The sequence below is a fragment of the Mesorhizobium sp. M8A.F.Ca.ET.021.01.1.1 genome (assembly GCF_003998025.1).
In the GTDB taxonomy this organism is placed as follows: domain Bacteria; phylum Pseudomonadota; class Alphaproteobacteria; order Rhizobiales; family Rhizobiaceae; genus Mesorhizobium.
In genome coordinates this window covers 1-3295 of the sequence record NZ_RZSJ01000651.1, presented here as the reverse complement: position 1 = coordinate 3295, position 3295 = coordinate 1, and the positions used below count along the sequence as shown (strand labels likewise).

5 protein-coding genes are annotated in these 3295 nt (G+C 62.6%); 1 reads left to right on the top strand and 4 read right to left on the bottom strand.

Features of this window, described 5'->3' with window-relative positions:
* The 4 genes from EOA36_RS31535 to EOA36_RS31520 form a co-directional block, all read right to left on the bottom strand.
* On the bottom strand, nt 1–234 hold a 234-nt coding region (locus EOA36_RS31535; RefSeq protein ID WP_148669441.1), incomplete at its 3' end, for an alcohol dehydrogenase catalytic domain-containing protein.
* A 27-nt stretch (nt 235–261) separates the two neighbouring features.
* Nucleotides 262–1104, bottom strand: coding sequence for a phosphatidylcholine synthase (pcsA, locus tag EOA36_RS31530; protein ID WP_127280773.1), 843 nt, complete (start codon nt 1102–1104; stop codon nt 262–264).
* Nucleotides 1077–1691: a DUF1326 domain-containing protein gene (locus EOA36_RS31525; RefSeq protein ID WP_127280772.1), complete on the bottom strand. Its 615-nt coding sequence runs from the start codon at nt 1689–1691 to the stop codon at nt 1077–1079. The genes pcsA and EOA36_RS31525 overlap by 28 nt, the downstream gene beginning before the upstream one ends.
* Nucleotides 1692–1705: 14 nt before the next feature.
* Nucleotides 1706–2593 (bottom strand): DUF2182 domain-containing protein, encoded by an 888-nt coding sequence (locus tag EOA36_RS31520; protein WP_245464524.1) that lies wholly within the window; start codon nt 2591–2593, stop codon nt 1706–1708.
* 114 nt (nt 2594–2707) lie between these two features.
* Between EOA36_RS31520 and EOA36_RS31515 the strand changes: the two genes are divergently transcribed.
* A partial coding sequence (locus EOA36_RS31515; RefSeq protein WP_189553455.1) for an FAD-dependent monooxygenase occupies nt 2708–3295 on the top strand: 588 nt, incomplete at its 3' end.

Genomic DNA, 3295 nt, shown 5'->3' with positions numbered 1-3295 from the left:
GTCGACGCCCTGGCCGACTTCCAGCACCACGCCGGCGGCTTCGCTGCCGGGAATGAGCGGAAATCCGCCGGGCGGCGGATAGAGGCCCGAGCGATGATAGACATCGATGAAGTTGAGACCGATCGCGGTATGCTTGATCAGGATCTGCCCCGAACCGGGCTGGCCGGGATCGGTGTCCTCGTAAGTCAGGACTTCGGGGCCGCCATTGGCGTGGATTCGGATGGCTTTGGACATGGACAGGATTCCTTGAAGAGCGGCTGATCAGGCCTTTTTGGCGCCGAGTTTTGGAAAGAACTGCATAATGCCGCCAATGCAGGCCAGGTAGAGCCCCGTGATGGTAATACCGATCTTGGTAAAAGTGCTGACCTGCTCACCCAGCACGCCGATCTCGTCGTAGAAGGCGGCGAGCGCCGCCTGCGCAAGCGCAAGCGCGCCGAAGGCGCACCACAACAGCGTCATGCCGAGATTGATCGGCCGCAGCCGCTTCACCCGCACCGGATGGATGAAGTTTATCGGCACAAAAGTCAGAATGCCGGCCACCACCACCACGGCGAACGAAACCCATTGTCCCGGCTCGATAACGAACAGCGTGAACACCACCATGTTCCAGACCACCGGGAATCCCTTGAAGAAATTCTCCTTCGTCTTCATGCCGGTGTCGGCGTAGTAGATCGCGCTTGAGACCACGATGATCGCCGCCGACAGGAACGACAGGCCTTCGCCCATGAAACCGCGCTGATAGAGCGCGAAGGCCGGGATCAGCACGTAGGTCACATAGTCGATAATGTTGTCGAGAAGTTCGCCCGACCAGGTCGGCAGGATTTCCTTGACCTCCAGTTTTCGGGCGATCGGCCCATCGATACCGTCGACGAACAGCGCCAGCCCCAGCCACCAGAACATGGCCGTCCAGCGCTCCTCGCTCGCCGCCACCAGCGACAGGAAAGCCAGGAACGAACCGGAAGCGGTCAGCAGATGCACCGAAAACGCGCGCGCCTGCGGCCAAGTGACCTTCTTCTTCGGTCGCGGAATCCGTTCCGTGATCTTCTCGGCGATCTTGCGGGCCTTTGTGTTCTTCCTCACGGGCCCCGCCAATCCAGCTTGCATATCTCGGCCGAGCGGCCGGCGAAATTCCAGTTGCGGCCAAAGGCCCGCATCTTGCTCTTGTCGGACCTGGCCACGATGATCTCCGGCGCGATCCAGTATTCGGAATCCGTGATCACCGTATCCTTCTCGCGGTCCTTGCCCGCGATTGGTGTGACCGCCCCGTCGATAATCCTGGGTATCTGGAAAATACGCGTCTTGTCGCGCGTCTCGTAGGTGATCGGCACCTGTTCGACGCCCAGGAATTTGCCGACCAGGATCGAGAGCAGCGACGTCGTTCCGCCGGCTTTGCCGGTGAATATCTTGGTCAAGGCCTTGACCGCGTAGACAGAGGCCCTGACGTCGATGAACAGGCCCGCGGTCCAGTTGCCACGGCTCATGTAACCGGGGATTTCCATGATCAGCCCAAGATTGAGACCGGAGAGGTCGACCTCGCCGAAATGGCCGGCGTCGATACGAAAACCCGCCCAGGTCTGGCAGTAACCTTCGGTCGGAGGATGGTTGCCAAGCGACAGCACGCAAGGGCAAAAAACCGTGCAATTGCAGGAGAGTACGAGCTCTCCTTTCATTGCCCAGCTCTGATCTGCCATCGAATTTCCCCCACTCATAGCGAGACTACTAGCAGCGCGGCTGCCCAGACAAGCAGTATCGCACCAGCCAGCCGGGTTGGAAGACTGCCCGTCGTCTGTTTTTCAATCAGGGTGAACACGCCGATCAGCGCCATCCAGAAGACGTTCATCACGCCGACTGCGAACATCACCAGCATCAATGCCCAGCAGCAGCCGAGGCACCAGATGCCTTGCGCGACGCCGAGCTGGAAGACGCGGACGGTTCTCGCGCTCCAGTTCGAAAACAGGATCGAGAACGGATTCCGGCATTTCTTCAGGCAGGCCTCCTTGAGGCCGCTGAACTGGTAGAGGCCGGCAACCAGCAAGGCGAGCCCACCGGCAGCGCCAAGCAGCGGATCGAATATCCCTCCCGTGGCGGCGAATGCGTGGACGGCAAGTGTCACTGCCGCAAACAGCATCGAGGCGGCAAGCCAGACGCTGAGGTAGCCGGCAACCAGCACCAGCGGATGGACGACTGGCTCCCCCTTGATCCGCGCCGTATCGGCGATCTCGCAATAGGTGCGGATCATTGGCGCCGCGGATGGCAGCATCGCGCCGATCGCCATGAGAAACCACATGAGGATGAGCGCCAGGGTACGCGGGCCGATGCTAGCGTCCAGCGGCGCAGGTGAAAGGCAGAGTACGAAGAACCGTTCGAGCACGGCCGGTAACGGCAGTTGCGGCAAGTTACGCAACAAAGTGTCGCCTGGCGCGCCGATCTGGGCCTCGGCGCCGCGAATCGCCATCGCGGCAAGCAGCAGCCAGGCCAGTGCGATGCTTGCACCGACGACGACGTTGACCGTCCAGCGCGGCTTGCGCGCGACGTTTGCCGTGGCGCGGCCGGCGCGGTCGAGGTGGCTGAAATCGTCCTGTTGGCCGGTCATGACACTCGAATGGGCCGAATCGCCGCGTTGATCAAGCCGCATGATCTGCCCTATATGCGTCTCTCGACTGGGCAGGCCTGATGGCCGCCTCGCACAGCAAGCCGGAAGCCGATCTTGGAGCATCAGGAAACAGCGCGGATACTGATCGCAGGCACCGGGCCGGCGGGATTGATCGCCGCGCTTGCCTTCGCCGATGCCGGCTTTCCGGTGACGATTGCCGGGCCTGAGGTTTCGGCTCCCGACGGTCGCACCACGGCGCTCATGACGCCTGCCCTGAAAGTGCTCGAACGGCTGGGCGTGCTCGAGGACATCGAGCCCAAGGCCGCCCCCTTGAAGGTGATGCGTATTGTCGATGCGACCGGCAGGCTGATCCGCAGTCCCGTCGTCATTTTCCGCGCCAGCGAGATCGACGAGGAACGGTTCGGCCTGAACCTGCCCAACGGCGTCCTTGGACCCGCGCTTGCCGGCAAGGTGGCCGCGCATTCCGGGATCGAATGGCGCAGATCGATGGTGAAGGCCTGGCATCTCGGCGCCGCCAAAGCTCATGCCGCGCTGGTCGACGGCAGCGAGATCGATGCGTCGCTTGCGGTCGCTGCCGATGGCCGCCCGTCGCCGGCCCGCGAGGCCGCGGGCATCTCGACGGCGGCGCGCGCCTACCCTCAGGCGGCGCTCGTCCTCAATTTCGGCCACAGCCGCGAACAT

Coding starts and splice junctions, on each gene's coding strand:
- EOA36_RS31520 (WP_245464524.1), bottom strand. CDS start 2,593: ATGACCGGCCAACAGGACGATTTCAGCCACCTCGACCGCGCCGGCCGC.
- pcsA (WP_127280773.1), bottom strand. CDS start 1,104: ATGCAAGCTGGATTGGCGGGGCCCGTGAGGAAGAACACAAAGGCCCGC.
- EOA36_RS31525 (WP_127280772.1), bottom strand. CDS start 1,691: ATGGCAGATCAGAGCTGGGCAATGAAAGGAGAGCTCGTACTCTCCTGC.